General features: G+C 56.9%; 23 protein-coding genes. 10 read left to right on the top strand and 13 right to left on the bottom strand.

Going from position 1 to position 25739, the window contains the following annotated elements; all coding sequences use genetic code 11:
* Window positions 1–127 precede the first annotated feature (127 nt).
* Window positions 128–703 carry a Fe-S biogenesis protein NfuA gene (gene nfuA, locus ACNQ0W_RS03115; RefSeq protein ID WP_003861601.1) on the bottom strand — a complete coding sequence of 192 codons (576 nt, stop codon included), beginning with the start codon at window positions 701–703 and terminating at the stop codon, window positions 128–130.
* A 61-nt stretch (window positions 704–764) separates the two neighbouring features.
* A complete protein-coding gene (gntX, locus tag ACNQ0W_RS03110; protein ID WP_062933369.1) occupies window positions 765–1445 on the bottom strand; it encodes a DNA utilization protein GntX in 681 nt (226 codons plus the stop codon).
* A 36-nt stretch (window positions 1446–1481) separates the two neighbouring features.
* On the opposite strand from gntX, the gene bioH reads away from it, so the two are divergent.
* Window positions 1482–2264 (top strand): pimeloyl-ACP methyl ester esterase BioH, encoded by a 783-nt coding sequence (bioH, locus tag ACNQ0W_RS03105; RefSeq protein WP_062933370.1) that lies wholly within the window; start codon window positions 1482–1484, stop codon window positions 2262–2264.
* Here the strand turns inward: bioH and feoC are convergent.
* The 5 genes from feoC to greB form a co-directional block, all read right to left on the bottom strand.
* The gene (gene feoC, locus ACNQ0W_RS03100) at window positions 2239–2475 is read right to left on the bottom strand and encodes a [Fe-S]-dependent transcriptional repressor FeoC (RefSeq protein WP_039269603.1); all 237 of its coding nucleotides are present in this window, start codon (window positions 2473–2475) and stop codon (window positions 2239–2241) included. The genes bioH and feoC overlap by 26 nt on opposite strands.
* A gap of 11 nt (window positions 2476–2486) precedes the next feature.
* Window positions 2487–4805, bottom strand: a complete 2319-nt coding sequence (gene feoB / locus ACNQ0W_RS03095) for a Fe(2+) transporter permease subunit FeoB (RefSeq protein ID WP_015571442.1) — start codon at window positions 4803–4805, stop codon at window positions 2487–2489.
* A gap of 30 nt (window positions 4806–4835) precedes the next feature.
* Window positions 4836–5063, bottom strand: coding sequence for a ferrous iron transporter A (feoA, locus tag ACNQ0W_RS03090; protein ID WP_003861611.1), 228 nt, complete (start codon window positions 5061–5063; stop codon window positions 4836–4838).
* Between the two features lie 318 nt (window positions 5064–5381).
* The gene (locus ACNQ0W_RS03085) at window positions 5382–7712 is read right to left on the bottom strand and encodes a Tex family protein (protein WP_062933386.1); all 2331 of its coding nucleotides are present in this window, start codon (window positions 7710–7712) and stop codon (window positions 5382–5384) included.
* 87 nt (window positions 7713–7799) lie between these two features.
* Complete coding sequence (gene greB, locus ACNQ0W_RS03080) at window positions 7800–8273, bottom strand: transcription elongation factor GreB (protein ID WP_017384149.1); 474 nt, start codon at window positions 8271–8273, stop codon at window positions 7800–7802.
* A 228-nt stretch (window positions 8274–8501) separates the two neighbouring features.
* On the opposite strand from greB, the gene ompR reads away from it, so the two are divergent.
* On the top strand, window positions 8502–9221 hold the full coding sequence (gene ompR, locus ACNQ0W_RS03075) for a two-component system response regulator OmpR (RefSeq protein ID WP_001157751.1): 720 nt from the start codon (window positions 8502–8504) through the stop codon (window positions 9219–9221).
* Window positions 9218–10564 (top strand): two-component system sensor histidine kinase EnvZ, encoded by a 1347-nt coding sequence (gene envZ / locus ACNQ0W_RS03070; RefSeq protein ID WP_003861615.1) that lies wholly within the window; start codon window positions 9218–9220, stop codon window positions 10562–10564. The genes ompR and envZ overlap by 4 nt, the downstream gene beginning before the upstream one ends.
* A 95-nt stretch (window positions 10565–10659) precedes the next feature.
* On the opposite strand, the gene pckA is transcribed toward envZ, so the two are convergent.
* Complete coding sequence (gene pckA / locus ACNQ0W_RS03065) at window positions 10660–12276, bottom strand: phosphoenolpyruvate carboxykinase (ATP) (protein WP_015571439.1); 1617 nt, start codon at window positions 12274–12276, stop codon at window positions 10660–10662.
* A 376-nt stretch (window positions 12277–12652) separates the two neighbouring features.
* Here pckA and ACNQ0W_RS03060 point away from each other — a divergent pair, with 376 nt between their 5' ends.
* Window positions 12653–14410 (top strand): DUF4153 domain-containing protein, encoded by a 1758-nt coding sequence (locus ACNQ0W_RS03060; RefSeq protein ID WP_062933371.1) that lies wholly within the window; start codon window positions 12653–12655, stop codon window positions 14408–14410.
* Between the two features lie 122 nt (window positions 14411–14532).
* Here the strand turns inward: ACNQ0W_RS03060 and hslO are convergent, their stop codons facing one another.
* The 4 genes from hslO to ACNQ0W_RS03040 all read right to left on the bottom strand — a co-directional run bounded on the left by hslO (window position 14533) and on the right by ACNQ0W_RS03040 (window position 18720).
* Window positions 14533–15417 (bottom strand): Hsp33 family molecular chaperone HslO, encoded by an 885-nt coding sequence (gene hslO / locus ACNQ0W_RS03055; protein ID WP_006812239.1) that lies wholly within the window; start codon window positions 15415–15417, stop codon window positions 14533–14535.
* A gap of 18 nt (window positions 15418–15435) precedes the next feature.
* The gene (gene hslR, locus ACNQ0W_RS03050) at window positions 15436–15837 is read right to left on the bottom strand and encodes a ribosome-associated heat shock protein Hsp15 (protein WP_003861618.1); all 402 of its coding nucleotides are present in this window, start codon (window positions 15835–15837) and stop codon (window positions 15436–15438) included.
* Complete coding sequence (gene yrfG / locus ACNQ0W_RS03045; RefSeq protein WP_000550486.1) at window positions 15834–16517, bottom strand: GMP/IMP nucleotidase; 684 nt, start codon at window positions 16515–16517, stop codon at window positions 15834–15836. Before yrfG ends, hslR begins: the two co-directional genes overlap by 4 nt.
* Before the next feature lie 64 nt (window positions 16518–16581).
* Window positions 16582–18720, bottom strand: coding sequence for an intracellular growth attenuator family protein (locus ACNQ0W_RS03040; protein ID WP_417933170.1), 2139 nt, complete (start codon window positions 18718–18720; stop codon window positions 16582–16584).
* A 327-nt stretch (window positions 18721–19047) separates the two neighbouring features.
* Here ACNQ0W_RS03040 and nudE point away from each other — a divergent pair, with 327 nt between their 5' ends.
* Window positions 19048–19608, top strand: a complete 561-nt coding sequence (gene nudE, locus ACNQ0W_RS03035; protein ID WP_003861622.1) for an ADP compounds hydrolase NudE — start codon at window positions 19048–19050, stop codon at window positions 19606–19608.
* Between the two features lie 94 nt (window positions 19609–19702).
* Here the strand turns inward: nudE and mrcA are convergent, their stop codons facing one another.
* A complete protein-coding gene (mrcA, locus tag ACNQ0W_RS03030; protein WP_062933372.1) occupies window positions 19703–22255 on the bottom strand; it encodes a peptidoglycan glycosyltransferase/peptidoglycan DD-transpeptidase MrcA in 2553 nt (850 codons plus the stop codon).
* A 120-nt stretch (window positions 22256–22375) separates the two neighbouring features.
* On the opposite strand from mrcA, the gene pilM reads away from it, so the two are divergent.
* Genes pilM through hofQ form a run of 5 tightly spaced genes read left to right on the top strand, consistent with a single transcriptional unit; the run spans window position 22376 to window position 25640 of the window.
* A complete protein-coding gene (gene pilM / locus ACNQ0W_RS03025; RefSeq protein WP_017384153.1) occupies window positions 22376–23149 on the top strand; it encodes a pilus assembly protein PilM in 774 nt (257 codons plus the stop codon).
* The gene (locus tag ACNQ0W_RS03020; RefSeq protein ID WP_062933373.1) at window positions 23149–23640 is read left to right on the top strand and encodes a PilN domain-containing protein; all 492 of its coding nucleotides are present in this window, start codon (window positions 23149–23151) and stop codon (window positions 23638–23640) included. The genes pilM and ACNQ0W_RS03020 overlap by 1 nt, the downstream gene beginning before the upstream one ends.
* 3 nt (window positions 23641–23643) lie before the next feature.
* Window positions 23644–24096, top strand: a complete 453-nt coding sequence (locus ACNQ0W_RS03015; RefSeq protein WP_116329908.1) for a DNA utilization protein HofO — start codon at window positions 23644–23646, stop codon at window positions 24094–24096.
* Window positions 24086–24490 carry a HofP DNA utilization family protein gene (locus tag ACNQ0W_RS03010; protein ID WP_062933375.1) on the top strand — a complete coding sequence of 135 codons (405 nt, stop codon included), beginning with the start codon at window positions 24086–24088 and terminating at the stop codon, window positions 24488–24490. The genes ACNQ0W_RS03015 and ACNQ0W_RS03010 overlap by 11 nt, the downstream gene beginning before the upstream one ends.
* On the top strand, window positions 24402–25640 hold the full coding sequence (gene hofQ / locus ACNQ0W_RS03005; RefSeq protein ID WP_062933376.1) for a DNA uptake porin HofQ: 1239 nt from the start codon (window positions 24402–24404) through the stop codon (window positions 25638–25640). The genes ACNQ0W_RS03010 and hofQ overlap by 89 nt, the downstream gene beginning before the upstream one ends.
* The last annotated feature ends 99 nt before the right edge of the window (window positions 25641–25739 follow it).

Below are 25739 nucleotides of genomic sequence, written 5' to 3'. Positions count from 1 at the left end.
GTGATTGAGAATCACCCAAGGTGGCAAAATTTGAATTATGAGACGCAGGTCAACATATAGAGGGGGAGGCAAGAAAAAGTAGGCCCGGTAAGCGCAGCGCCACCGGGCAATACAGACGGGTACTGAATCAGTAGTAGGAGTGCTCGCCGCGCTGGTGCTCGGTCAGATCGCGCACGCCTTTCAGTTCCGGGAATTCGTTCAGCAGCTGCTTCTCGATCCCTTCTTTCAGGGTTACATCAACCATGGAGCAGCCGTTACAGCCGCCGCCGAATTGCAGGATCGCCAGACCATCTTCGGTGATTTCCATCAGGGAAACACGTCCCCCGTGGCCGGCCAGCTGCGGGTTGATCTGCGATTGCAGCAGATATTCCACACGCTCCATCAGCGGGGCATCGTCGGAGACTTTACGCATCTTGGCGTTTGGTGCCTTCAGCGTCAGCTGAGAACCCAGCTGGTCAGTGACGAAATCAATCTCCGCATCTTCAAGATACGGCGCGCTCAGCTCATCAACGTACGCGGTGAGCTGTTCAAATTTAAGGGCAGTGTCAGTTGCTTCCACAGCATCCGGAGGACAATAAGAGACACCACATTCTGCATTCGGAGTGCCTGGATTGATCACAAACACGCGGATCTGCGTCCCTTCTTCCTGATTTGCCAGCAGTTTGGCAAAGTGCGCTTGTGCAGAATCGGAAATACGGATCATAGCTTTGGCCTAATAGTTGACTAAATTACCTGGGTATAATCATACGCCCATTGAAGAAGGGCTACAAGGTACGGCACAGACACCATACCTGAACTGACGCGGCGCCGCTTTGCAAAAGCAGTCGGGAAAGTTCAGCCACGGTACTGCCCGTGGTGACGACATCATCCACAATCGCGATATGGAGGCCGTTGACCGGCAATTCAAGGTGAAAGGCGTTTTTCAGGTTCCTTTTGCGCGACCGGGCGTTAAGCCGGTGCTGAACGGCAGTGGCATGAGTACGTTTCAGCGCAGAGGCGGGGTACCGGCAACCCAGCCAGTGGGCGAGCGGACGGCACAGCAGGTCGCTCTGATTGTATCCCCGCCGCCAGTGCCGACGCTGAAACAGTGGCACGTTCACGAGCGTGTCGACCGGCGGCAGCCCGCGCGTTCTTCGCGCCTGCAACACCGCCAGTAATAACAGACGTGCCAGGGGCTGCGCCAGTGCAGTCTGGCTGGAAAACTTAAACTGATGAACCAGACGACTCAGCGGCAAAACGTAATCATCCACCGCCACCAGCGCGCTCCACGGCGGCGCTTTTTTCAGGCATCGGCCGCAGGGGAGCGTCTGGCTTACGGCAGGCAAGCCGCATTGCGGACAGCCCTTCAGGTAACCCAGCGCTCGCGTGCAAACGGAACAGACGCCCCACGCGCTCATCGCAAGTGGCATTCGGCATAGCCAGCACAAGCCGGGCACTGTTAGCATACGCAACCTCCATGTGAAAAAAGAGAACGTTAACTGATGAAGACGCTGTGGTGGCAGACCGTTGGGACGGGAAATTGTCATCTTGTGCTGCTGCACGGATGGGGACTGAACGCCGAAGTGTGGCGTTGCATAAGTGAGGAACTGGCCTCGCAATTCACGGTACACCTGGTGGATCTACCGGGCTATGGCCGCAGCCGCGGCTACGGCGCGATGACGCTTGACGACATGGCGGAGCAGGTTCTGGATGCCGCGCCGCAAAAAGCCGTCTGGCTCGGCTGGAGCCTGGGCGGGCTGGTGGCAAGCCAGATTGCGCTGCGCCATCCTGAGCGGGTCCAGGCGCTGATCACCGTTGCCTCATCACCCTGTTTCAGCGCCCGCGAGGCGTGGCCGGGCATCAAACCGGAGGTACTGGCCGGGTTCCAGCATCAGCTGAGCGAAGACTTCCAGCGGACGGTGGAGCGTTTCCTGGCATTACAGACGATGGGAACAGAAACCGCCCGTCAGGATGCGCGGACGCTGAAGCAGACGGTGCTTTCTCTGCCGATGCCGGAGGTTGAGGTGTTGAATGGAGGGCTGGAGATCCTGAAAACGGTCGATCTGCGCGAGCCGCTGGCGTCGTTAACGGTGCCGCATCTGCGTATTTATGGCTATCTGGATGGACTGGTTCCGCGCAAGGTGGTTCCGCTGCTGGATGCGCTGTGGCCGGAGAGTAAATCAATGGTGGTTGCCAAAGCGGCACATGCGCCGTTCATCTCTCATCCTGCTGAGTTTTGTTCGGCGCTGTCCGGTTTTATCAGCGAAGCGTCCACCACTCCCTGAGACAGGCTTTACCTTCAGGACAACTCTTACAACTGCCGGACAGACAACCGTCCGGCTCTTCCTGAATGCGCACGGCTTTCCCCATCGCCTCCAGCCTTTCCAGCATGGCATCGATCATCGGCTGCGGCGTATGCAGGCTGAGGCTAAGCTGCTTCGCCTCCATTCGTCCCTGTAACGCCAGTAAGTCACGAATCTGAATCAACGATGCCATCTTTCTTCCCCTCAGTGACAGTCGCCCGCAGGGCTGCTACAGCAGGTCGTCGGGGTTTTGCGCGTTGCCAGCAGGTTAACGTCAACGCGGCTACGCGCCCGGCGCAGCAGGCCAATCACCATTACGTTAAACAGGATCACCGCGAGGATACAGACCAGGCTGTAGCGCGGATGCTGGCTGTAATTGACGGCCTGATAAAACACGGTCGCCAGCGAGTAGGCAATGTTCAGCCCCCACAGGATGGAGAAGCCCATCCAGCCGCGGCTGGACTCACGGGCAATGGCGCCCATGACCGAGATGCACGGAATATAGAGCAGGACGAAGATCAGGTAGCTGTAGGCCGCTGACGCGCTGCCAAATTTCTGGCCCATCACGCCCATTGCTCCGGTCGCCATTTCGCCGTCGCCTTTGCTGGCTTCAATCGGGTTCGCCAGTACGCTCAGGCTGAAGGTGTCTTTCAGGCTCTGCCAGGTCTCTTCCACCGCGCCAAGCAGTTCATCGCCGAGGTTGAACGCTGCCGGATTAAACTCCTCTTCCTGGATGTTTTCCGCGGTGTAAAGCGTGTTCAGGGTGCCGACAACCACCTCTTTTGCCATCGCGCCGGTGAACAGTCCCACGGTTGCCTGCCAGTTGTCTTCCTGAACGCCAATCGGTTTGAAGACCGGCGTAATGATCCGGCTGACGGAGGCTAGGGCAGAGTCATTAATGTTGTCCGCAGCCTGGCCGCTCAGGGTGAAGCTGTTCAGGGCGCTCAGGAAAATGCTGACCACCACAATCACCTTACCGGCGCGCAGAACGAAACCCTTCAGGCGCTGCCATGTCTGAATAATCAGGCTTTTCAGATGCGGAACGTGATAAACCGGCAGTTCCATCACGAACGGCGACGCTTCGCCACGCATGATGGTGTGCTTCAGCATCAGGCCGGTGAGAATAGCCATCACGATACCCAGCACATACAGGGAGAAGACGGCCAGCGCCCCTTCCTGACCAAAGAACGCCGCGGCAAAGACCGCGAAGATCGCCAGCCGCGCGCCGCAGGACATGAACGGCGCCATCATAATGGTCATCAGACGTTCACGCGGTGCATCCAGCGTGCGTGCGCCCATCACCGACGGCACGTTACAGCCAAAGCCGACAATCAGCGGCACGAAGGATTTGCCCGGCAGCCCCAGCGCCTGCATCAGGCGGTCCATCACGAAGGCGGCGCGCGCCATGTAACCGGAATCCTCAAGGAAGGAGAGGAACAGGTACATCATGCCGATCTGCGGCACCAGCGGCAGAACGGTATTGATCCCGCCGCCGATCCCCTGTGCGAGGAAGATGGTGAGCCATTCCGGGAAGTGGAGGGTGTAGCCCAGCCACTGAATACCGTGCACGAAGATAGCGACAGAGCCGCCATCAAAGATAGGTTGTAATGCACCGCCGATGTTAATGGCGAGCAGGAACATCACGTACATCACCAGTAAAAAGATCGGCAAACCAAGGAAGCGGTTGAGCACAATCTTATCCACGGCGGCGGTGAAGCGGCTGGGTTCAGCGGTTAATGCATTGCTGACCACATCACAGATAGCGGCGATGGCCTGATAGCGCGCATCCGCAATGTGCAGAGCGGGATCGTCCAGCTCGTCGCTCAGGCGAGCCTGTGCGACGTCCAGCTTATCCGCCGCATCGCCTGCGTAGGCGCGGCTGTAGATATCGCCTTCCAGCATTTGCAGGCCAAGCCACAGACGTTGTCTGGCGGGCATGCTGTTGTCCATCTCCTGCGCCAGCTGCCCGGCTTCGCGCAGCAGCGGCTGGGCATAGTGCACCAGTTCGACGTCGGCATTGCCCGTGTGGCGGTCAATCGCCAGCTTCAGGGCGTCAATGCCGCGCGCGCGGGTAGAAACCAGCGGAACCACCGGGCAGCCCAGACGGGCGGAGAGGGCATCGACGTCGATGCGCAGCTTTTGCTTCTCCGCGATGTCGAGCATGTTAAGCGCCACGATGCAGGGAATACCCAGCTCCAGCAGCTGTAACGTGAGATACAGATTTCGTTCGAGGTTGGAGGCATCCACCACGTTGATGAGGAGATCCGCGTCGCCGCTCAGAATATAGTGGCAGGCAATTTGCTCATCGAGAGAGGTCTGGGATGAAATCGTGGTGAGTGAATAGGTCCCCGGTAAATCAACCAGCGTGACCTGATTATCTGTCGTGGTGAACTGGCCTTCTTTGCGTTCAACCGTCACGCCTGCCCAATTTCCCACACGCTGGCGTGCGCCGGTTAACTGATTAAATAAGGTTGTCTTGCCGGAATTAGGATTGCCAATTAAGCCAATAGTTAATTTTTTCATTGTAATAGACTCACTGAAACCGCTGGCTTGTTAACGGGATAAAGATTCAACTTCAATTAATGCGAGGTCTTTTTTACGCAGAACCAGATTAACGCGTCGGGTTTCGATATGAACAGGATCGCCCAACGGCGCAACGCGCACCACCTGGAACGATGAGCCGGGTAGCATGCCCAGGGACAGCAGCTTCTGCCGATAGGCCGGGCTTATCTCACGGGTAAAACCGATAATTTTCCACGCACTGTCTGGAGTGAATTGCATAGCGCCTGATTCCACGAGAGGTTAAATAATCTACACTGCGATGATAATGAGAATAGTTTTTATCAGCAATAATAAAAATGTGACGGGATGTTGTTAATCGTATTAATTTGCGGTCTGCTTGACCTTGCTCAATATTTGCGAAATTGAGGTGAAAATAAAAAGAAGGCTATTTGTTAATGAGGTGATAATTCGTGGTTTAAATATGGATACAACATATTTATTTAATTCCCTGCGGCCTGCTTGCCGGGCGGCACTGCGTTTGCCCGGCCTACAAAACCGTAGGCCCGGTAAGCGTCGCGCCACCGGGCATTTACAGCATTAGCGTTTCTTACCCATCGCCGCTGCCAGCGCATCCATCATCGCGCTGTTGCCTGCTGGCTGTGCGTCACGTCCGCGTGGCTTCGCGGCTTTCGCTGCCGGACGCTGCTGCTCACGGCCACCGCCATTACCGCCACGGCGCGCGTTAGTGTCGCCCGGCTGCTCGTCCAGACGCATGGTCAGGGCAATACGCTTGCGCTGGAGATCCACCTCCAGCACTTTCACCTTCACGATGTCGCCCGCTTTGACCACGGTGTGGGGATCTTCAACGAACTTGTCGGCGAGGGAAGAGATATGCACCAGACCATCCTGATGCACGCCGATATCCACAAACGCGCCGAAGTTGGTGACGTTGGTTACCGCCCCTTCCAGCACCATGCCCGGCAGCAAGTCGTTCATGGTTTCCACGCCGTCAGCAAAGGTTGCGGTTTTAAACTCAGGACGCGGATCGCGGCCCGGTTTTTCCAGCTCTTTGATGATGTCAGTGACCGTCGGCACGCCGAACTGTTCGTCGGTGAAATCCACCGCTTTCAGGTTACGCAGCGCGCTGCTGTCGCCCATCAGGTCTTTCAGCGCTTGCCGGGTGGCGGCCAGGATGCGCTCAACAACAGGGTACGCTTCCGGGTGGACGGTAGAGGCATCCAGCGGGTTATCGCCGTGGTTGATGCGCAGGAAGCCCGCGCACTGCTCAAATGCTTTCGGCCCCAGACGGCTCACCTTCAGCAACTGCTGGCGGTTCTGGAACTGACCGTTCTCATCACGCCAGGCGACGATATTCTGCGCCATCATACGGGTCAGGCCCGCCACGCGGGTCAGCAGGGGAACGGAAGCGGTGTTCAGGTCCACGCCGACGGCGTTAACGCAGTCTTCCACTACCGCATCCAGCTTGCGCGCCAGCTGCGTCTGGCTCACGTCGTGCTGATACTGGCCCACGCCGATGGATTTCGGGTCAATCTTCACCAGCTCCGCCAGCGGATCCTGCAAACGACGGGCGATAGAGACCGCACCGCGCAGGGAAACGTCCAGATCCGGGAACTCCTGCGCTGCCAGCTCAGAGGCGGAGTAGACCGATGCCCCTGCTTCGCTGACGATCACTTTCTGCGCCGTCACTTTCGGGAACTGCTTCTGCACGTCGAGATAGAAACGTTCGGTTTCGCGGGACGCCGTACCGTTACCGATGGCAACCAGCTCCACGTTGTACTTCTCGCACAGCGCGGCGACGACGACAGCCGCTTTCGCTGCCTGACCGGTGTGCGGGTAAATGGTGTCGGTGGCAACCAGCTTACCGGTGCCGTCAACCACGGCCACCTTCACGCCGGTACGCAGACCCGGATCGAGACCCATGGTGGCGCGCAGGCCAGCTGGTGCCGCCATCAGCAGGTCGTGCAGGTTACGGGCGAAGACGTTGATCGCTTCGTCTTCGGCGCGCTCGCGCACGGTGCCCATCAGCTCGGTTTCAAGGTGCATCAGCACCTTAATGCGCCAGGTCCAGCTCACCACGCCTTTGCGCCAGCTGTCCGCCGGGGCGTTGTTCAGGCGCAGACCGAGGTGATCGATAATGATTTGCTCGCAGTGGCTCTCTTTTGGCGGCTCGTCAAACTGCGGATCGGCATTCAGGGAGAGTTGCAGCACGCCTTCGTTACGGCCGCGGAACATCGCCAGCGCGCGGTGAGACGGCGCGGTAGAAATGGGTTCGTGGTGATCGAAATAGTCGCGGAATTTCGCGCCTTCTTCCTCTTTGCCGGACACCACGGTGGAGACGATATGCGCGTTCTTCCACAGGTAATCACGCACTTTGGCCAGCAGCGCCGCGTCTTCGGCGAAGCGCTCCATCAGAATATAGCGCGCGCCGTCCAGCGCGGCTTTGGTGTCCGCTACGCCTTTATCGGCGTCGATAAATTTGGCGGCTTCGGTTTCCGGATCGTGAGACGGCTCGTTCCACAGCAGATCGGCCAGTGGCTCAAGGCCGGCTTCGATCGCAATCTGCCCGCGCGTGCGGCGCTTCGGTTTGTACGGCAGATAGAGGTCTTCGAGCTCGGTTTTACTCAGGGTACCGTTAATGGCTTTTTCCAGGTCACTGGTCAGCTTGCCCTGCTCGCCGATAGATTTGAGGATCGCCTGACGTCGGTCTTCCAGCTCGCGCAGATAGCCCAGACGGGTCTCCAGGTTTCGCAGCTGCGTGTCATCCAGACCGCCGGTGACTTCCTTACGATAACGTGCAATAAACGGCACGGTGTTCCCTTCATCAAGCAGGCGAACGGCAGCTTCTACCTGTTCGGCTCTGGCCTGAAGTTCACCCGCAATAATGCGGCAGAGCGACTCTTTCATCATGGTCAGTTCATCTTGTGGATCGAAAATCAGGGGGATAGTTATACGGGCTGACACCAAAAAATGCCAGCCGGGGAGGGCGCTCTCGGACTATTTAACATACTCGATTTCGTTGACGTACCAGCTTGCTTCACCCGCAGGCGTCTGGACAACGGCTAAATCGCCCACCTCTTTTTTCAGCAGGGCGCGGGCCATGGGTGAATCGATAGAAATGTAATCCTTACGCCCGAAAATTTCATCGTAGCCGACGATACGAAAACGCAGGGTGTCGCCGCTGTCGTTTTCAATTTCGACCCACGCGCCGAAGAACACTTTACCTTCCTGCTGCGGGGAGTAATCGACAATTTTGAGATTCTCGAGGCACTTCGTCAGGTAGCGTACCCGGCGATCGATTTCGCGCAGCCGCTTTTTATTGTACTGGTAGTCCGCATTCTCGCTGCGGTCGCCCAGGCTTGCTGCCCAGGTGACTTTTTTGGTCACTTCCGGACGCTCTTCGCGCCACAGGTAATCCATCTCTTTTTTGAGTTTCTCGTACCCTTCACGGGTGATCAGAGGCGTTTTCATGGTGCAGCCTTTAATGCCGGTTAACTGTCTTTGCGCACAATACGTAGCGCACAGTGTAACAGACAAGATTAATAATGATTTATGTGATGAAATGAACAGATAAGCTGCTGTTAAATATGCTTTGTAACAATTTCGTCTAGAATTTATACCAGAATTTGCTGGTCGAACCCGTGCACTTTTTTAGAATACGCTGTTCCAGGCTTATCCGAACCTTTGGGAGTACACACAATGCAAGAGAACTACAAAATTCTGGTCGTAGATGACGACATGCGCCTGCGTGCGCTGCTGGAACGTTATCTGACCGAGCAGGGCTTCCAGGTTCGTAGCGTCGCGAACGCGGAACAGATGGATCGTCTGCTGACGCGTGAATCTTTCCACCTGATGGTGTTGGACCTGATGCTGCCTGGCGAAGACGGGCTCTCTATTTGCCGCCGTCTGCGCAGCCAGAGCAACCCGATGCCGATCATCATGGTGACGGCGAAGGGTGAAGAAGTTGACCGTATCGTCGGCCTTGAGATTGGCGCTGATGACTACATTCCAAAGCCGTTTAACCCGCGTGAACTGCTGGCGCGTATTCGCGCCGTGCTGCGTCGTCAGGCGAACGAACTGCCGGGCGCGCCGTCTCAGGAAGAGGCCGTCATTGCATTCGGTAAGTTCAAGCTGAACCTCGGCACCCGTGAGATGTTCCGTGAAGATGAGCCAATGCCGCTCACCAGCGGCGAGTTCGCAGTGCTGAAAGCGCTGGTCAGCCACCCGCGTGAGCCGCTCTCCCGTGACAAGCTGATGAACCTGGCGCGTGGTCGTGAATACTCCGCGATGGAGCGTTCTATCGACGTGCAGATCTCTCGTCTGCGCCGTATGGTGGAAGAAGATCCGGCGCATCCTCGTTATATTCAGACCGTGTGGGGTCTGGGCTACGTGTTTGTCCCGGACGGCTCTAAAGCATGAGGCGAATGCGCTTCTCGCCGCGAAGTTCGTTTGCCCGCACGCTGTTATTGATCGTCACCCTGCTATTCGTCAGCCTGGTGACAACCTACCTGGTGGTGCTGAACTTTGCAATCCTGCCGAGCCTTCAGCAGTTTAATAAGGTGCTGGCATACGAAGTGCGTATGCTGATGACCGACAAACTGCAACTGGAGGACGGCACGCAGTTGGTTGTTCCCCCGGCGTTCCGTCGGGAAATCTACCGTGAGCTGGGCATTTCTCTCTACTCGAACGAAGCGGCGGAAGATGCCGGCCTGCGCTGGGCGCAGCACTATGAATTCCTCAGTCAGCAGATGGCGCAGCAGCTTGGCGGCCCGACGGAAGTGCGCGTTGAGGTCAATAAAAGCTCGCCGGTTGTCTGGCTGAAAACCTGGCTGTCACCCAACATTTGGGTGCGTGTTCCGCTCACCGAGATTCATCAGGGCGACTTCTCGCCGCTGTTCCGATACACCCTGGCGATCATGCTGCTGGCCATCGGCGGCGCATGGCTGTTTATTCGTATCCAGAACCGACCGCTGGTCGACCTGGAGCATGCGGCATTGCAGGTCGGTAAAGGTATTATCCCACCGCCGCTGCGCGAGTATGGCGCATCGGAAGTGCGCTCGGTAACGCGTGCGTTTAACCACATGGCGGCAGGCGTTAAACAGCTGGCGGACGACCGTACGCTGCTGATGGCAGGGGTCAGCCATGACCTTCGCACCCCGCTGACGCGTATCCGGCTGGCAACAGAGATGATGGGCGAGCAGGATGGTTATCTTGCAGAGTCCATCAACAAGGATATCGAAGAGTGTAACGCTATCATCGAGCAGTTTATCGACTACCTGCGCACCGGGCAGGAGATGCCGATGGAGATGGCGGATCTGAACGCGGTTCTGGGCGAAGTGGTTGCCGCCGAAAGCGGCTACGAACGTGAAATTGCGACCGACCTTCAGGCAGGCGAGATTCAGGTACGTATGCACCCGCTCTCCATTAAACGCGCGGTGGCGAATATGGTGGTTAACGCGGCGCGCTACGGCAACGGCTGGATCAAAGTCAGCAGCGGTACGGAACTCAACCGCGCCTGGTTCCAGGTGGAAGACGATGGTCCGGGCATCAAGCCTGAGCAGCGTAAGCACCTGTTCCAGCCATTTGTGCGCGGCGACAGCGCGCGCAGCACCAGCGGAACCGGCTTAGGCCTGGCGATTGTGCAGCGTATTGTTGATAACCATAACGGACTGCTGGAAATTGGCACCAGCGAGCGGGGCGGTTTGAGCATTCGTGCGTGGTTACCGGTGCCGGTTTTACGGGGGCAGGTGAAAGAGAGTTAGAAAAAAGGGTGGGGCCTGATGCCCTCACCCCGGCCCTCTCCCACAGGGAGAGGGAGAAAACATTAAAAAAGGCAACTTTCGTTGCCTTTTTGCTTTTACCTTGGTCCCGCACTCACCAGCGCAGCACCGGCCGGTGTGTCGGTATACTTCTCGAAGTTTTCGATAAACAGTTTCGCCAGCGATTCAGCCTTCTCACGCCACTGTTCCGGTGAACCGTAGGTGTTACGCGGATCCAGGATACGCGTATCCACGCCAGGCAGCGCTGTTGGGATCGCCAGATCGAACATCGGCAGCGTAAAGGTCTCGGCGTTATCCAGCGAACCATCCAGAATCGCGTCGATGATGGCGCGCGTATCTTTGATGGAGATACGTTTGCCCGTACCGTTCCAGCCGGTGTTCACCAGGTACGCCTGTGCGCCGGATGCCTGCATGCGTTTCACCAGCACTTCCGCGTACTGCGTTGGGTGCAGCGACAGGAACGCCGCGCCGAAGCAGGCGGAGAAGGTTGGGGTTGGCTCGGTCACACCGCGCTCGGTACCCGCCAGTTTAGCGGTAAAGCCGGAGAGGAAATGGTACTGCGTCTGGCTGGCGGTCAGGCGGGAAACCGGTGGCAGCACGCCGAACGCATCCGCGGTCAGGAAAATCACCTTCGTGGCATGACCCGCCTTCGACACCGGCTTGACGATGTTCTCGATGTGGTAGATCGGGTAAGAGACGCGGGTGTTTTCCGTTTTCGAGGCATCGTCGAAGTCGATAGAGCCATCGGCACGCACGGTGACGTTTTCCAGAAGCGCATCGCGGCGAATCGCGTGGTAGATATCCGGCTCTGCCTCTTCCGACAGGCGAATGGTCTTCGCGTAGCAGCCGCCTTCAAAGTTAAACACGCCGTCATCATCCCAGCCGTGTTCATCGTCGCCAATCAGACGACGTTTTGGATCGGTGGACAGCGTTGTTTTACCGGTGCCGGAAAGGCCGAAGAACACTGCTACATCGCCTTTTTCCCCGACGTTCGCCGAGCAGTGCATGGAGGCGATACCGCGCAGCGGCAGCAGGTAGTTCATGACCGAGAACATCCCTTTCTTCATTTCGCCGCCGTACCAGGTACCGCCGATCAGCTGGATACGCTCGGTCAGGTTGAAGGCGATAAAGTTTTCGGAGTTCAGACCCTGCTCTTTCCACTGCGGGTTGGTGCATTTCGCGCCGTTCATCACGATAAAGTCAGGGGTGAAGTCTTGCAGTTCTTCATCGGTCGGACGAATGAACATGTTCTTCACGAAATGCGCCTGCCAGGCCACTTCGGTGATAAACCGTACGGAGAGACGGGTGTCGGCGTTAGCGCCGCAGAATGCATCAATAATAAACAGACGTTTGCCGGAAAGCTGATGGGTGACAAGTCCTTTCAGATGCTGCCAGGTTTCCGGGGAGAGCGGTTTGTTATCGTTCTTCCCTTTGCCCTTATCAGCCCACCACAGCGTATCGCGGGTGGTGTCGTCTCGGACGATATACTTATCTTTCGGCGAACGACCGGTAAAAATACCCGTATCGACGGCGATAGCACCCAGGTTCGTCAACACACCGCGCTCGTATCCTTCCAGTGCCGGATTGAGCTCTTCCTGATACAGCGTATCGTAATCGGGGTTGTAGACCACTTCCTGGACGTCGTGAATACCATAAGCCTTGAGATCTTGCGGGGTTAAACCATTAACACGCATATCACTGCTCCTTAGCCAATATGTACTGCCTGAAATTGTAGGGTTTTTCTGGGGATGTTAACCGCGACGGGGCTCATAGATTTACGTATCTGGTCAAAACCCTTACTAACGGAAAACGCTGCGACTCCAGTCACAGGGCGGGCAGATTATCGCAGGAATCGCTTTTTGGATGGGGAAAATGTTCTTAAAAGGTTAATCTCTGGTGAATTTATCCAGAGGAATGTGAATGTAATCGCATACATGTAAGAAAATTACGTAAGGGTTACATTGGGAAAACGATTCAGGTCTCTTGGGTCAGCTATTTTCAGAGTTTGAGGTGGGGGCCAGAGTTTTGCTTTGATGAGACAATAGATTTTTCATGAACAAGGGATGAGAAATGGAAAACCGTGAGACGTTATCCCCTTCAACGCGCGTAGCCGTCGTGCTGGCGGGGGCTCTACAGGGCGTAATTTGCTATGTAATTACGTGGTATATCGAGTACGCAAAATTGCCATCGGATACGCTGTGGCTGATGTGTGTAGTACCTGCCACCGTGGTAATGACAACCACATTGTCGCTTGCCATGACGTCATTCAGAAAGCCATTTTTGTGGCTGTCACTCGGGATGATTGGCGCGGCAGTCGCGGGGATGGGCGGCTGGCTTAAGTGGAGCGTTGCGGGGCTGGACAACTGGGATACCAGAAATGCGGTGCTCCTTTTCGGTTTTCATCTGCTCCTGATGACGCTTCTCCTGTTGCCATGGCTTCAGCGACGCCTTGAGACCGCACCGACGGACGCTTTCTACCGCGATTTCAACGATAAAAACTGGCATAACGCGCTGACATTTCTTCTTGTTTTTGTCTCGAATGGGCTGTTCTGGCTGGTGCTTTTCCTCTGGACTGAGCTTTTTAAACTCATTGGCATCTCTTTTTTTGATCGGCTTTTCTTTAATTCTGACTGGTTTATTTCAGTGGCGATTGGCGTGGTTTCAGCCAGCGCGGCAGTACTTGCGCGTATGCAGGTTCGGCTGATTCTGGCATTGCAAAATCTCCTTACGCTTATCGCGACAGGTTTGCTTCCACTGATGGCTGCGCTGGCGCTGCTCTTTATAGGCATATTGCCCTTCGTTGGCTTAGAGGCTGTTTCAGCACGGATCTCGGCTGCGGGCTTGCTGACGACGCTGGCGTTGTTGCTGTTATTGCTGGTGACTGTCGTATGGCACCCACAACGTCAAAAGCTGCCTTACTTCTCTCCCCTGCGAGGAATGATTCATCTTGCCGTGATTATCGCTCCTGCGTATCCCGTCCTGGCGGGCTGGGCGCTCTGGCTGCGCATCGCACAGTATGGCTGGTCACCGGAGCGTCTGTACGGTGTGCTGATTACGATAGTGGCGCTGGTCTGGACGGTAGGATTCTGTCTTAGCGTACTTTTTTACCGTCGGGATCCGCAAAGGCTCCAGGCTCATATCACTCCGACTACCGGATTACTGGCGCTGATTTTCCTGGTGTTGGTCCATACACCGGTGCTTGATCCCTGGCGTATCAGCGTTGAAAGCCATATGGCGCGTTATCAGGATGGCAGAATAAACGCAGACCAGGTAAGCCTGTATATGCTCAGCAATACCGGACGAAAGGGGCGAGAGGCGATGCAAATGCTGCAAAACGATCCACAGTTTAACTCAAACCCAAAACGCCAGCGTGAAATAAATGGTCTTCTCTCCGGGAACGCTGGCGAAGCAGGTAAGATGACCGCCGCGATGCTGGAAAAACAGATCCAGCTCGCACCGGGAATGGCTCGTCCTGATAAGGCATTGTGGCAAGCCATGCTCAGCAATCAGTATCGCTTTGAGAGCTGCGATAGCGCCCAGAGTAACTGTTTACTCATGCCGCTGGATCTAAACAGTGACGGCAAGCCGGAAGCCGTGCTATTTCAATTTACCGATCGCACGATCGTGGCTTACACACAAACCAACACGGGCTGGAGGATCGCCGGGGACGCGTGGAAAATGCCGGAGGCGTTGACCAGAGAAGAACTTGACCGCGCATTAAGGCAGAGGAAAGTGAAATCTGTCGTGAAGCCCTGGGCGGATATTGAGATTTTTGGGGAGCGTGTCGATATGAGCTACGACAGTTACAATAATGCGCAGTGGCGTTAGTGCTTTTTCTTGCCGGGTGGCGCTACGCTTACCCGGCCTACAATTAGCAATCATATCAAAAAATTGCACAATTCATTGTAGGCCCGTGCAAGCATAGCGCCGCCGGGCAACAGGCTCAGAGCTTAGTGAACCTGCGGGTCCGCCGGAGAGGCGTTATTGCGGATCTCCGCGATATCCATGGAATTGAACACGTAGTGCGTACCGCAGTAATCACAGTGCATATCGATCTCACCGTCTTCCGCCATGATGCTGTCGATCTCCTCATCCGGCAGTGTTTTCAGGGCGCCAGCACAACGCTCGCGAGAGCAGGTGCACTTAAATTCCACCGCCTGCGGATCGTAAACCGTCACTTCTTCTTCGTGGTACAGACGCCACAGCACGTCGGTCGCCGACAGGGTGAACAGCTCTTCCGCTTTGATGGTTTCCGTCAGCGTTGCCAGATGCTCGAAATCATTGGTCTGCGCATCCTGCGCAGGCAGAACCTGAAGCAGCATACCACCGGCAGCTGGCTGACCATCCACTTCACCGGTGCGGATGAACAGACGGGTTGGCAGCTGTTCGGAACGCATGAAGTAATCTTCCAGGCAGGCGGCAAGCGTATCGCCTTCCAGACCGACAACGCCCTGATAGCGCTCACCCTCTTCAGGCGAGATCGTGATAACCAGGTAGCCATTTCCGACCAGCGTTTTCAGATCCGCATTTTCAGGGATATCGCCCTGAACGCGCGCCACGCCGCGCATCTGCTGCTGGTTATTGCCGTTGATCACCGCCAGTGACATCGGGCCATCACCCTGCAACTGAACGGTAATATCGCCAGCGAACTTCAGCGTGGCGGTCAGCAGGCTGGTGGCAACCAGCAGTTCGCCCAACAGGGTTTTCACCGGCAGCGGGTAGTTGTGGTTTTCCAGAATCTGTTTCCAGGTTTCGGATACGGTGACCAGCTCGCCGCGCACGGCGAATTGTTCAAACAGATAGCGGTGTAATTGGTCGTGTTGGGCCATTTTCATCTCTCGTGCAGGTGAGGGTTACTCGCTCTCACCGTGTTTAAATTTCATCAGATCGCGGCGCTCTTTTTTATCCGGTCGCCGGTCCGGGTGAGGCATGGTCAGCGCATTCATTTTGCGCGCCAGCGCGGTTTTCTCGCGCTTCTCTATGCTTTCGGCCGTCTCTTCATACAGCAAAACGGCTTCGGTTGCGGGCCGCCGCTGCTCGGTAATGGCTTTCACCACCACCGTTTTCTCATCGTTGCCCTGGCGAAGCGTTAACGTGGCATTCAGTTCAACCAGCTTGCTCGGTTTGCTGCGCTGACCGTTGTAATGCACCTTTCCGCCATCAACCATTTCACGGGCAAGGGCGCGCGTTTTGTAAAAACGGGCGGCCCACAGCCATTTATCCAGTCTTACCCCATCAGAGGGTTTTTCTTTCATGGCGTCTCCTTCACGGTGAGTGAGGGGATCATCCGGCGATAGTCGTTCAGCCCCGGATGTCGCAGATAGCTTTTTTCAGCCAGGCCGGAATCCGGATTGGTCACGCCCAGACAATAGCGAATGCCAAAAGCGGCCGCAGAATCCAGAATCGGCTCGCTGTCGTCAATAAACAGCGTGCGTTCCGGCTGTAAACCGGTCTCTTCCACCACGGCATGCCACAACCGCTGATCCTCTTTCGGATAACCAAATGTGTGGGTGGAAAGCAATAAATCAAGGTGTGAAGCAAGACCGGTATGTTCCAGCTTCACGGCCAGGTTATGGGGATGCGCATTCGTCAGCAAAATGCGGCGCTTACCGCAGGCTTTCAGCGCGTCCAGGAACGGGACCGTATCGTCGCGCAGTACGGCGCGTGCGCCCTGGGCGGTGGTCATGGCACAAATATCCAAACCGAGTCGCTCGCTCCAGTAGTCAAGACAGTACCAGTTTAGCGTATGCTGCACCGCGCTATATTGCGAACGAATGAATTCCTGCGCTTCCGCCGGGGAGATCCCCTGCTGTTCACCGTATGTTTCCGGGACCAGCTTTTGCCAGAAATAGTTATCAAAGGCGAGATCAAGCAGCGTGCCGTCCATATCAAGCAGGACGGTATCGACCGCCTGCCAGTCGATATTAAGATGCATAAGGGGGAACTCCAGCCAGAAGAAACGTGCGCGACAGGGTAGCACAACTTGTCGCGCAGGGACGTTATCCGATCAGGCTCTCGGAAGAGGAGATCAGTTTCGGGTTAAGGCAATTTTCGTAGTAGGCCTGGATTTCTGCCAGCCGCGTGCGGGAACGCTGATAGCGGCGTACGGCCTGATAACCGTTCCAGACAATGCACGCCAGCATTGCAATCAGCAGCAGGGATGTCCCTATATAGCGCCACAGGCCAGCGCTATCCGGCATACGGTGCAGGCCAATATGACGCGTGCCGTTGGCGTCGGTAAAGAGGGTAGTGACGATCCCTTCCGCGCTGAATGGCGTCTGCATCAGCATCTGCGCCAGACGCTGGAATTCGCTCCACTGCTCCTGGGCCGGATAGTCATACAGCGAAACCTGCGGATAAGGTTGATCCACCAGGTCGCTGCCTTCATCGCTGGCAATCACAAAACCGCCCGGCGCCGGGCTATTAAGCGCCTGGGCGGCACGGGTGGTTTCACGCATCACGAAGGGGGCGGTAGAGGTCGCCACCAGGTTATCCAGCGACTCGGCGCTGACCGGACGCAGAAGCACGTTCACACCGTCCAGGCGTCCCGCTTCGGCGCGTTTCACCAGCGCGTCCCAGTCTTTGCTGTTGCCGAGGTTGACCAGCGCGTTCTTCAGTCGGATACAGTCATCCTGGGCGGAACAGAGATCCTCTGTTTTCAGGACGATTTCGCCAAAGTCATCCAGCAGCACCATGCCCGACTTCTGAATAGCCGAACGCAGGGCAGGGCTGACGCGAGAATCATCATCCGGTTTCGGATGGAGCTGGCGATTAATCGTCTGGGTGAGCGCGGTGGCCTTATTGACCACATCCGATTCCGGCAGCGGTAGCGGAGAGGCGTCATTCCAGATGATCTGAGAGCAGTCGAACGGCGCGAACGGCGAGTTCTGGCGCGTGTTCCAGGCGCCCGGCGTGTGGATATTACACATCCCGGTGCCTTTCAGCCGCAACGTATCCCCCACGCGTACCCCCGCTTCTTCGAGCTGCTGTACGCTGGTGGCTTCCACAGTTTGCGCCCCTTTGATCCACGACAGGGTAAATTTAATCGGCATATCCAGCGGCACGAAGAGCAGCAGCATGATGAAGATTAACGCGGCGCCACCGGCAATCACCGCGCTGCGGAGCCAGTGCTGAAGCGGGAAGTTTTTCACTTCGTCGTGCAGGGATAAGTAGCGCCCCTGGCGGACAACGTGGCGGTCGAGATAGATATCAATATCCGTTTTATGGCCAAGGTCCTGCGCAATCCACGGCTGCCAGTGGCGCGGATAGATAAGATCGATGATCCCGAGCGAGATAGTGTTGATATGTTCCTGATCGTTCTCACCGAACAGTCCCCAGCGTTTTGGGGTTCCGCGCAGGCAGTGAATTTCGCGTAATGACGTTTTTGCCGGCGGAGCAAATATGCCCCACAGCCCGGCGGCCAGAAGCAGTACTGCGCCACCCGCGAGCCACGGAACAAACACGTCCGGCGTCAGCAGGCAGATGAAAAAGAGCAGGAACGAGGCGACAATCAACACCGCTTCGCGAATGCCATCCGGACGGCTCAGGACGTACTCTTCATGCGTCTCCTGGCGGATGTTCAGCAGTTCAATCTGCTCTGTCTCTTCACCGCGAATAGAGGCCTGCGTTCCGCTTGCGCGTTCCAGCGCAAAGCGTGGCGCTTCCTGAACATATTCGCTCAGCGTATGACCATTGAGGGAGATAACCAGCGGCAGCGTATCGGTATGGATCAGCTCGACGCTGTTTTCGTCGTTGATATATTGCTCCCAGAAGGGAGGCAGGTGCACTTCAACAGAGTCGAGATAGTAACGCCACTTGTTGGGATCGTCGGTTGTAATGCCGTAGCGGGTAATGGAGCGCGTCACGCACAGAACGGTGTCGCTTTGGGCGTTAAGGTTGAGCGATACGGGGGCGGCGCTGGCGCCGGTAGGGCCAGGCGAAAGCCGGGATCGGTTCAGCGTGTCGAGATACTGCTCAACGGTGCTGCGTTCCTCTGGCGAAAGCTTGCGCGTGTTTGCCCCGGCGAACGCGTTCAAAAAGGGCAGCCGATAACGGCGATGTACGCGGCGCCTGAATACCCACACCGCAATCGACGCGCAGGCCAGCACAGCAGCGAGAAAAATCAAAATGGTGCTCATGCTTTCCCCATCTTACTTATCTTCTTACAGGTGTTGTCAGTCGCACCTTTTGTACAATGAATGAGATTCTGTGGTCGGCTATCGGCAAGTATGGAGTCTAACTTGAGCATGTTGACGCGCATCCCAGTGACCGGTAATGATAACAAAGCCTGTTCCGGCGCGATATCAGCAAATTCCTGGAAACATTTCAACCTCTTGACATTTGTTTTGAAATGAGAATCGCATTCAATTACGTTGCATAAATGTAAATAAAGAGCAATTGACATTGCCGAAACCGTGCGGCGTATCGCACAATAAAGCCAGTTCACCCAGCAAAGACCCGTCAAGATGACCAAACCCTTACAAAAGCCCACCATTCTGAATGTTGAAACCGTCGCGAAATCGCGTCTGTTTAATGTCGAAAGCGTGGATCTGGAGTTCAGCAACGGTGTGCGTCGTGTTTATGAGCGTATGCGCCCCTCCTCGCGTGAAGCGGTGATGATTGTGCCCATCGTCGACGAGCACCTGATCCTCATTCGTGAATACGCTGTGGGCACAGAATCCTACGAGCTGGGCTTCTCCAAAGGACTGATCGATCCGGGCGAAACGGTGTTTGAAGCGGCAAACCGGGAGCTGAAAGAAGAGGTCGGTTTTGGCGCGAAAGAGCTGACGTTCCTGAAAAAATTGAGCATGGCGCCGTCCTATTTCTCCAGTAAAATGAACATTGTTGTCGCGGAAGATCTCTATCCTGAATCGCTGGAAGGAGACGAGCCGGAACCGCTGCCGCAGGTTCGCTGGCCGCTGGCTCATCTGATGGATTTGCTGGAAGATCCTGACTTTAACGAGGCGCGCAACGTGAGCGCACTGTTCCTGGTACGGGAGTGGCTGAAGGGGCAGGGGCGTTTGTAGCGCCACCATTAAAAACGGCAACCGAAGGTTGCCGTTTTGCATTGACGTTGTAGGCCGGGTCAGGCGTAGTCGCCACCCGGCTTTTTTGTTGGCGTCAGAACAGTTCGTGCGTCTCGCCGTTATCAATGATCTCTGTCCCCACCTCATGCACTGCCTGCGTGGTTGGCTGCGTACCCTCGATGAAATACTCGGCACGGCTGTTACCGCCATTCGCGAGCTGTCCGGTGCTGCGGTCGATATTCACCGTCACCACACCCGGCGGAGGCGTTAGCGGCTGCTCTGGTACGCCCTCGAGAACGGCCTTCATGTAAGCATCCCAGGCAGGTTGCGCACTCTTCGCGCCGCCTTCGTATCCGGAAATCTGATCTTTAATCGCGCCAGAGGCGGTGGTGCGCCCCAGATCGCGGCGGTGATCGTCAAAACCAATCCAGACGGAGGTGACAACCCCCGGGCCATAACCTGAGAACCAGGCATCTTTTGAACTGTTGGTTGTCCCGGTTTTGCCGCCGATGTCGTGGCGCTGCAAATCGCGGCCCGCTCGCCAGCCGGTGCCTTGCCAGCCCGGTTCACCAAAGATGTTGGTGTTCAGTGCGCTCTTAATCAGGAACGACAGCGGCGTGCTGATCACGTGCGGGGCATACTCCTGCGCGCCACTCTGGGCGACCAGCGCCTGATTGGCCTGTTCCAGCTGAGGCTGCGGCACCGCCAGATTCTGACGTTCCTGAGAGATCGCCACATCTTCCATATCCTTGTTTTCCAGGACATTGGATTTTGGCGTGTCGCCGTAAATCACCGGAATATCGCATTCAGGGCAGGCAATTTTCGGTTTCGCTTCAAACAGTACGCCGCCCTGATCGTTCTCGATTTTGCTGATGAAATACGGATCGACCAGGAAGCCGCCGTTCGCCATCACCGAGTAGCCACGCGCAACCTGGAGCGGCGTAAAGGACGCGGAGCCGAGCGCCAGAGATTCAGTATGAACGATGTTTTGCGCCGGGAAGCCAAAGCGTTGCAGATACTCTGCCGCATAATCCACGCCCATCGCACGCATCGCGCGAACCATGACCACGTTCTTCGACTGACCAAGGCCCTGGCGCAGACGGATAGGACCAGCGTATTGCGCCGGAGAGTTCTTCGGCTGCCAGTCAGAGCCCGCACCGGCATCCCAGCGGGAAATTGGCACGTCGTTGAGAATGCTGGCGAGCGTCAGCCCCTTATCCATCGCCGCGGTATACAGGAACGGTTTGATGTTCGAACCAACCTGACGCAGCGCCTGGGTCGCGCGGTTAAATTTGCTCTGGTTGAAATCGAACCCGCCAACCAGCGCCATCACGGCGCCGTTCTGCGGATTGATGGAGACCAGCGCAGAGTTTACGTCCGGCACCTGCGCCAGCCACCAGGCATCGCCTACCTGACGCACCCAGATTTGTTGTCCGGTTTGTACGACATCGGTCACTTTACGTGGCGTAGGCCCCTGAAGGGTGTCAGAACGGTATGGACGCGCCCAGCGGACACCCTCCATGCGCAGCGAAACGGATGTGCCATCGGCCATCAACGCCACCGCTTCCTGTGGATCGGCCTGGGTGACGACTGCCGGACGCAGCGGACCATAGGTCGGCAGCGCTTTCAGGGAATCAGTGATTTTTTTACTGTCCCATGCGCCTTCACCCACTTTCCACAGCACGTTGGACGGGCCGCGATAGCCGTGACGCATATCGTAATCCATCACGTTATTACGCACCGCCTGCTGGGCAGCCTGCTGCACCTTGCGGGTCACGGTGGTATAGACGCGATAGCCATCTTCATACGCTTTATCACCGTAGCGACTCACCATCTCCTGGCGAACCATTTCAGTGAGATACGGTGCAGAGAAGGCGATTTCCGGCGCATGGTAATTGGCGTCAATAACGTCGCTGCGCGCCTTATCGTACTCAGACTGGCTGATATAGCCTTCGCTCAACATACGCGACAGCACCACGTTACGGCGTGCGGTGGCGCGGTCCAGCGAGTAGAGCGGGTTAAACGTGGATGGCGCTTTTGGCAGGCCGGCAATGGTCGCCATTTCGCTCAGCGTGAGCTGATCGATCGGCTTACCAAAATAGACCTGAGCCGCAGCCCCTACGCCATAGGCGCGGTAGCCCAGATAGATCTTGTTGAGGTAAAGCTCAAGGATCTCGTCTTTGCTCAGCAGTTGCTCAATGCGGATCGCGAGGAATACCTCTTTGATCTTACGCATCAGCGTCTTTTCCGGGCTGAGGAAGAAGTTACGCGCCAGCTGCTGGGTAATGGTACTTGCCCCCTGAGAGGCATGACCGGAGAACAGCGCCACGCTTGCCGCACGGAAAATACCGACCGGATCGACACCGTGGTGCTCGTAAAAACGGCTGTCCTCGGTGGCGATAAAGGCCTTCACCATCACGGGTGGAATTTGATTTAAGGTCAGAGGGATACGACGTTTCTCGCCGTATTGCGCCATCAGTTCACCATCGGCGCTATAGACCTGCATAGGGATCTGAAGCCGCACATCACGAAGCGTGGCGACATCAGGGAGTTGCGGCTCGACATATTTGTACAAACCAATAATCGAGCCTGCTCCCAGCAGAATGCAACAGACTGCAAGGATCAATAAATACTTTACGAACTTCACCGGAGATTTCCCATTTGGTTTAGCCTGGGCAGTTTCTAAACAATCGCGCGGTAGTATAAAGGCAAGCCTGATTCATTGATATAGCCGTCACTCCGACGGGCGATAAGGAGATCGTGAAGCATGGCTTTTAAAACGTGGCAGACAGGCGTTCATATTCAACAGGATAAGGTGGTTGCGGTAGCGCTGACCAGAGAGCGGGCCGGCTGGCGTTTACGGCGCTGGTGGGCGGTGCCGCTGTCGGACGGCGTTATCGGGGAAGGCAAAATACTTAAGCCAGAACAGCTGGTTAACGCATTACGTGGCTGGCGGAAAACATTGCCGCACTCGCATCGGGTATTTCTCTCATTTCCGGCGACGCGCGTTCTGCAACGCGCGTTGCCCCGTCCATCCGTTACCTTGCGTGACAGCGAACAGCTCACCTGGGTAGGCGCCGCATTAGCGCGTGAGTTGGAGATGCCCGCCGATACGCTCTGCTTTGACTACGCGCAGGATACCTTCAGCAACACTTTTCAGGTTACCGCAGCGCAAAACAGAGAGGTCGATACCCTGTTGACGCTGGCGAACGCGCTGCGTTTGCGTCTGGCAGCAATCGCCCCGGATGCCGGCGCGCTGGCTAATCTTCTCTCTGCTGTTGCCCCTGCCCGGTGCGTCGCCTGGAGAGATCAACACCAGTGGCTATGGGCGATGCGTCACCAGTGGGGGCGGCGCTACACCACAGAAGCGGCGACGGTGAATGAACTGGCGGCGCTGCTTGCGCTTTCTCCTTCTGATATCGCCGTGTTTGATGCTGCCCGCGATCCCTGGGAAGCGGTGACGCTGTGCCAGCCGCCGTTGCCGGAATGCGGTGCTGATTACACCGTCGCCCTGGCGCTGGCCATGAGCGAGGCGCCGTAATGAGCATGCCCAATCTTTTACCCTGGCGTCGGCAGCAACGTAATCAGCGCCTGCGTTTCTGGGGGCTGCTGTTTGCTGGCTCATGGCTGGTGATGCTGGCGGGGAGTATCAGCCTGCGGGCGACGCAGACTCTCGCGTTACAGGCGTTGCAGAGCGAACTGGCCGGGACACGTGCGGTGCAGAAAGTATTGAGAGCCCGTCAGCCGCAGTCAGCGGGGCAGAAAACCCCTTCGCCGCCGTCTGATCCGGCCTGGCAACCGGCGCTGGAGTCCCTTGCCAGCGCAATGCCCCGGCAGGCGTGGCTGACGGCGCTGCGTTATCAGCCACCCTCGCTGACCCTGACCGGCTATACCACCTCACTGCCAGCGCTCTCCGCCATGACCGATGCCCTGAAAGGGGTGACGGGATTTAACCCCGGACCGGCAGGCGAAATGCAACAGGATAGCCAGGGGCGATGGATGTTCTCTTTTCAACTACATAGCCGGAGGTAGCAGGTGGGTATCTGGTATCAACGCTGGACTGATGCACGTCCTTCCCGGCGCGTCCTTTGCTGGTTGATCGCGTCGGGGCTTGTTGCGTGGGCAATTTGGGGACTGCTGCTCAGGCCCGCTGCTCTGCGTTACGCCGATATTCAGGCGCAGGCCATCAGTGCGAAGCGAATCAACGCCTCGCTGTGGCCAGAGGCCGGACGGCGAGTAGTGGTTAGGCAAGTGACGCCCTCGCAGCCCTTTTCTCCCCTGGCTTTTCAGCGTGAGGACGCAAGGCTGGTGTACTGGAAGCCGCAGCAGAGTGGGGGAGAGCTGGCGCTGGATGCCTCCTGGGGCGCGGTTCCGGCACTCTTTGCCCGTCTGGCGCTTGAGAACGTGCGGGTGAGTGCGTTTTCCATCATCCCACAGGGCAAACAGTTACGCCTCAGCCTGCAACTGGAGATCGGTCATGCGCAGTAAAGCCCGTTTGCTGATCCTGCTTTCTCCGCTTTTCCTGACCGGGATGCGGGATCCCTTCTCTGTGCCGGAAGAGCGTTGCGCAGCCGGGCAGCTCAGCCAGTGGTGGTATCAGGGGATAGTCAGCGGCAGCAGGGATATCGGCCTTATGCAGGACGGGCAGAAACGCTGGCACCGGGTAAAAACGCAGATGCGGTTACCGACAGGCTGGCGGGTGAGCGCGATAGATAAACAACAACTGACCGTTGATGTCGGCGACATGTGCGAGCCGAAGCGATGGACATGGCAACGAGAAGGAACGAAAAAAAGTGAAGATAAGGATAGGGCTGTTACTGGCGGCACTCAGCCAGCCCCTGTGGGCCGCGACGCCAAAACCGGTCACCCTGCTGGTGGATGATGTCCCGGTGGTGCAGATATTACAGGCGCTGGTAGCGCAGGAGGATCGCAATCTGGTGGTGTCGCCGGATGTCAGCGGTTCGCTTTCGCTGAATTTAACGCGGGTGCCCTGGAGGCAGGCGCTTCAGACGGTCGTGAACAGCGCCGGGCTGGTATTGCGGGAAGAGGGCGGCATTTTTTATGTGCATACGGCGGCCTGGCAACGGGAGCAACAGACGCGTAAAGAGCAGGAGCGGGCCCAGCGTCTGCTCGACGCCCCGCTGCACTCTCACAGCATTCCGTTTGCTTATGCGGATGCGGCCGAATTGCAAAAAGCGGCGGAAAAGCTCTTAAGCCCGAAAGGCAGTCTCTCCGTCGACAAGCGCACCAACCGTTTTCTGGTCAGGGATAACCAGACGGTGGTGGATATGCTCCAGCGCTGGGCTGTGCAGATGGATCTGCCCGTCGAGCAGGTGGAACTGGCGGCGCAGATTGTGACCATCAGTGAAAAAAGCCTGCGTGAACTGGGGGTGAAATGGAACCTCGCTGACGCAACGGAGGCCGGTAAGGTGGGTCAGGTCACGACGCTGGGGGCGGACCTGTCGGTGGCCAGTGCAACCACCCACGCAGGGTTTAACATCGGGCGCATCAACGGCAGGATGCTGGATCTTGAGTTGTCGGCGCTTGAGCAAAAGCAGCAGGTGGATATCATCGCCAGCCCGCGGCTGCTGGCGTCGCACATGCAGCCGGCCAGCATCAAGCAGGGCAGCGAAATTCCGTATCAGGTTTCCAGCGGCGAGAGCGGGACGACATCCGTTGAATTTAAAGAGGCGGTATTAGGCATGGAGGTCACGCCGGTGGTCCTGCCGGGCGGTCGCGTGCGCCTGAAACTGCATATCAGTGAAAATATGCCCGGCCAGGTGCTGCAACAGGCAGACGGCGAAACGCTGGCGATCGATAAGCAGGAGATCGAAACGCAGGTAGAGGTAAAAAGTGGGGAAACGCTCGCGCTGGGCGGGATCTTTTCGCAAAAGAATAAAACCGGACGCGACAGCGTGCCCGTGCTGGGCAACATTCCGTGGCTGGGTCAGCTGTTCCGCCATGACGGAAAAGATAACGAACGGCGCGAGTTAGTGGTGTTTATCACGCCACGTCTGGTCAGTATTCATTAATGGGTAACGATCCCCGCAATGATTTTGCATTCAGTTTGTTGCAGATGTTTGACGTGGGGCATGAATTAGCATACAAGGAGTACCGATTTGAGTTGGACT

It is taken from the genome of Enterobacter cloacae complex sp. 6730903 (assembly GCF_048283985.1).
GTDB classification, from domain to species: Bacteria; Pseudomonadota; Gammaproteobacteria; order Enterobacterales; family Enterobacteriaceae; genus Enterobacter; species Enterobacter hormaechei_C.
The sequence above is the reverse complement of the archived record's forward strand: the minus strand, read 5'-3'. Positions and strand labels throughout refer to the sequence as shown.